The sequence below is a fragment of the Bifidobacterium jacchi genome (assembly GCF_009078285.1).
Classification (GTDB): Bacteria; Actinomycetota; Actinomycetes; order Actinomycetales; family Bifidobacteriaceae; genus Bifidobacterium; species Bifidobacterium jacchi.
Genome location: NZ_RQSP01000069.1, coordinates 2,734 through 6,842, shown reverse-complemented (window position 1 = coordinate 6,842; position 4,109 = coordinate 2,734). Strand labels below are relative to the sequence as shown.

Annotated in this window: 3 protein-coding genes; all 3 read right to left on the bottom strand. The window is 63.4% G+C overall.

The window, feature by feature from the left end; genetic code table 11:
- Positions 1–107: 107 nt before the first annotated feature.
- Positions 108–1,886, bottom strand: a complete 1,779-nt coding sequence (locus EHS19_RS10180) for a diaminopimelate decarboxylase family protein (RefSeq protein WP_151917650.1) — start codon at positions 1,884–1,886, stop codon at positions 108–110.
- Between the two features lie 133 nt (positions 1,887–2,019).
- Positions 2,020–2,175, bottom strand: coding sequence for a hypothetical protein (locus EHS19_RS10880; protein WP_175578431.1), 156 nt, complete (start codon positions 2,173–2,175; stop codon positions 2,020–2,022).
- A 50-nt stretch (positions 2,176–2,225) separates the two neighbouring features.
- Positions 2,226–3,614 carry a S8/S53 family peptidase gene (locus EHS19_RS10175; protein WP_151917649.1) on the bottom strand — a complete coding sequence of 463 codons (1,389 nt, stop codon included), beginning with the start codon at positions 3,612–3,614 and terminating at the stop codon, positions 2,226–2,228.
- Positions 3,615–4,109: the final 495 nt, after the last annotated feature.

Below are 4,109 nucleotides of genomic sequence, written 5' to 3'. Positions count from 1 at the left end.
CGCGGGCCAGCTCCCCTGACAAGGGGAGCCAACAATATAATCAACGAACTTCTGACGCAGGACACTAGGAAAGGCAACCAGCGAACTTATGACGCAGAACACTACGCTCAGCCCAGATCCAGCCCCAGCAGATCGTCGATGGTCTGGCGGCGAAGCATCACATGCGCGCCATCGTGAGACACGCCGACGACAGCGGGAATCAGCGCCTGATTGTAGTTGCTGGCCATCGTGCGGCCGTAGGCACCGGTCACCGGCACGGCAAGAACGTCGCCGCGCTTGAGGTCGGCCGGAAGCCGATCCTCGTGCACGATGATATCGCCCGATTCGCAGTGCATGCCGACCACGCGCACCAGCATCGATTCGTCCGATCCGCGACGGTTGGCGAGCCGAACGGTGTAGTCGGCACCGTAGAGCGCCGGACGAATGTTGTCGCTCATGCCGCCGTCGACCGAAACGTAGACGCGCTCGCTGATCGGATTGCCGAACTTGTCGGTCGGCTGATGGCCGTGGCCGTCGTCGCTGAGCGTGACATGCTTGATCGTGCCGACCCGATACAGCGTGACTCCCGCCGGCGCGACGATCCAGCGCCCGGGCTCGAACGAGATGGCCGGAGCGGGCATGCCGAGCGCACGGTTGACGTCCGTCACGGCATCGGCGAGCCGCGCAAGCTCGACGCGCACGTCCATCGAATCCTCGCCGTCCGTATATGCCACGGAGTAGCCGCCGCCCAGATCAACCTCGGGCAGCGTGTATGCGTCGGTCGCGTAGAAGGTCTTGCGCAGCAGCATCATGCGGCGAGCGGCCTGAATGAACGCGTCCGCATCGTGGATATTCGATCCGATATGTGAATGGATGCCGACGAGTTCGAGCACGTCCTGATGCCGGTGGATCTCCTTGAGCACAGCGAGCGCCGGCCCGTTCGCCACAGCCTCCATCGCTGCGGCGAGCGCGCGGTCGGTCGCGGACAGTTCGTCGCCGGTCAGATCGTACGGATAGCGGATGTCGTAGCGCAGCTGACGCGTCGGCTTGGCTGCCGAGCTGGGTGCATCGGCAGCGGCAGCCGCATCGGCAACCGCATTCGCAGCGGCGTCGCCGGCGGCACTGACAGCGCCGGCGACCGCTGCATCGCCGCTATCGCCGCGTTCGGCCACGCGCGCGTTGGTCGCGGCCGGCGTGGCGTCGGCGATGTCGGCAAGGATGTCGAGCACGCTTGCATCGGCGCCGGCGGGCAGCAGCGGCACGCCGAATTTCTGATCCTCGTGCGCGGTGGAGATGTATTCATGGCCGCCGGCGTGGATGCCTGAGGTGACGCGCAGCATCACGCGGGCGCGTTTGCCGAGTCGATGCGCGATCGCGGCGATGCGGGCCGGCTCGTCGGGCGAATCCACGACGATCTTGGCGAATCCCTGCCCGATTGCCAGCGCGATCTCCTCATCGGACTTGTTGTTGCCGTGCAGCACGAGCCTGCGGCCGGGCGCTCCGGCTGCGAGCGCGATGCGCATCTCCCCCATCGTGCAGGTGTCGACGTACATGCCGGCGGCAAGCACGAGCCGCACGATCTCCTTGGAAAGAAACGCCTTGCCGGCGAAGCTCACATGCGTGGTGGCGTTGTTGAACGCATTGGCGGCGGCATCCACGAAGTAGCGGGCGCGCGCGGCGACTTCGTCGGTGTCGATCACGTACAGGGGGGAGCCGAATTCGTCGAGCAGTGCGGATGCGGGGATCCCGTGGAACGTGAGCTCGCCGCTGGCCGGGGCGATTGCGGTGGCGGCCGGCCAGATCGGTGTCACGCCGGTTCCCAGAGCGCCCTCCGACGGACGCGGTTCGGCGGTGGCGTTGACCGCCGGGGAGGTCGGATTCGCCGTTTCGTTCCCGTATTCGCTCATGCTCGTTCCCCTTTTCGCTCCATACCTGGATTGGTATCGCATCGCGCTGTGTCGCGCGGTATCGCATCATGCCGTATCGCATCATGCGGTAGCGCAACCGATGCCGCGCAGTCAGCAGCCGACCAGCAGCCGATCAGCAGCCGATCAGCAGCCGGCACAGCCGCGCGACTGCGCGACTGCATCTGTTCACGATATCAGGCCGCCGCACCATCATGGGCCGACGATTCCACGCGCGCGCCGCGCTCGGCACGTAATCTGCGTGCGCGTCCGAATGTTCGTCGTCAGTCATTGTCACTCCTTTCCCACTTTGCGTTCACTGATGATTTGTGTCGACGATTGTCATCTTGCTCTGTGCCGTCCATGCTCAATCTCCTCGGACGGCAGTGGGACTGGCCTGTGAGATGCCGGGGGCGCGGGGACCGTTGCGGACGATGCCGGGAGCGGCGGTCTGCCGTGCGGCATGTCGGGCTGTGGGAAAGGCGTACCCGGTTGTGGAGAGGCAGGTGGGTAGACAGCAACCGGATGGGGGTGGACGCCCGAGATCGGGGCACGATCGGGCGCAGGGCGCGCCGCGGGCATGACGCCATGTCGCCGGGCCAGATTCGCACGCCGCCTACGGACCGTGAGCACGACGACCGTGATGACCGCCACGACCGCAAGCAGTCCGGCAACGCCGATCGTCCAAGGCAACCATACGGGAGTCGCAGCATGGTCGTCCGCAGTCATTGCGCCGTTGCTGCCACGTTCATCAGAGGGGGTTTCGCCGTCGGCCATCGCGGTCGCGGAATACCGCATGCAGTCGCTGCCGCCATCCGCTCGGCACTGCTTGACCTTGGCCCATGCCGTTTTTTGTCGCTCGTACTCCTTGAGGAATTCATTCGCCCGGCAGGGTATGACATCTCCCATCTCCGTGACTATCCCATCGGGGGTCTTTCCACAGTCCTGCGTATACCATGTCTTCGTCGTGGACGAGTCCGCCGCGGTGAGCATCTGCATCTCCAGAATAGGATTGATGTCGGGGTATTGGGACGGGTCAACGCTCAGCAGCGCCGCCACATCCACCTGACCGAAACCGCGTTTTCCGGCCGGATCCAGTGTCGCCGTGCCCTTGCCCTCCTTCGTGTTGCGCACCAGCGACTGCATGATCTGATTGCCGGTCGCGTCCGGCCACTTCTGCATCGCCAACGACAGATATCCTGACAGCACGGCAGTCGCGGTCGAGTTGCCACCCCAGCCGACAGCCAGTTCACGGCTGCTATATGCCTTCGGAGCATACACATCAGAAGCAGGAGATAGAATCGCGACATTACCGTCCACCGTGTCTGACTCCGGTTCAATGCCACCGTTCGAGGTCAGCGAATTGACCGTAATAACGCCTGGCGCATACTGAGACGTGCTCGGAACTCCCGTCATGGCTTCCGGGCCTTTTTCGGTGTCATTGGCCCGTCCGGACACCATCACCACGCCATGCCGCAACGCATCCAAATAGCCGTCATAGTCGTCAGACAGAATCGACCCGATAAATGACATATTGATGATACGCGCCTCGTCGCTTACGGCATGATCGATTGTCTTTCCCAACCGTGACCGAATGGAGGTATTCCCTGAATCGTCAGCACGACAACGTGAAAGAAACACCGCATTGGGACTTGGACTATAGCTACTGGTGTAAAACAGCACCGACGAATGTGGCGCGACTCCCTGCGCCCCGCCTGACCATCCCACCATGTGCCATTGCCTACGATCGCCGCCAGCATCGATGTCCCATGCGAATTCCACGCCTCGTACGCGCCGGTACCGACACCGACCTTCGTACCACCTCGCATATCGGTCAGACTGACGCCATCACCGTAATAGCACTCCGCCGCCTTCCCCTCATTGTTCTCGATCACCGCCGTGCGATACTCCACATGCGCGTCTTTCAATCCCGGATTATCCGACACCGGCAGCGTATCGATTATCGCCACCTTCACGCCCTTGCCGGTGATGCCGTCCTTCCATGCCTCCTGCACGCCCGGCACATAGGCAGGCCACTGCGCTGCATCCGACGCGTAAGCGACCAGCCCCGGCGACAACGACAACACGACCGCGCACACCGATGCCGATGCCATTGCGGCAAGTCGATGCAGCCGACGTGCCAGCTTGCCCTCATTGTGATCGAGTAGTGTCGCCATGTTATTCCCCCTCCGGTCCCCTCTAGAATCCGATCGATCTCAATCGGTC

Bases quoted from the DNA above. Each gene is read 5' to 3' on its own strand.
- EHS19_RS10880 (WP_175578431.1), bottom strand. From the start codon at position 2,175: ATGACTGACGACGAACATTCGGACGCGCACGCAGATTACGTGCCGAGC.
- EHS19_RS10175 (WP_151917649.1), bottom strand. From the start codon at position 3,614: ATGGTGGGATGGTCAGGCGGGGCGCAGGGAGTCGCGCCACATTCGTCG.
- EHS19_RS10180 (WP_151917650.1), bottom strand. From the start codon at position 1,886: ATGAGCGAATACGGGAACGAAACGGCGAATCCGACCTCCCCGGCGGTC.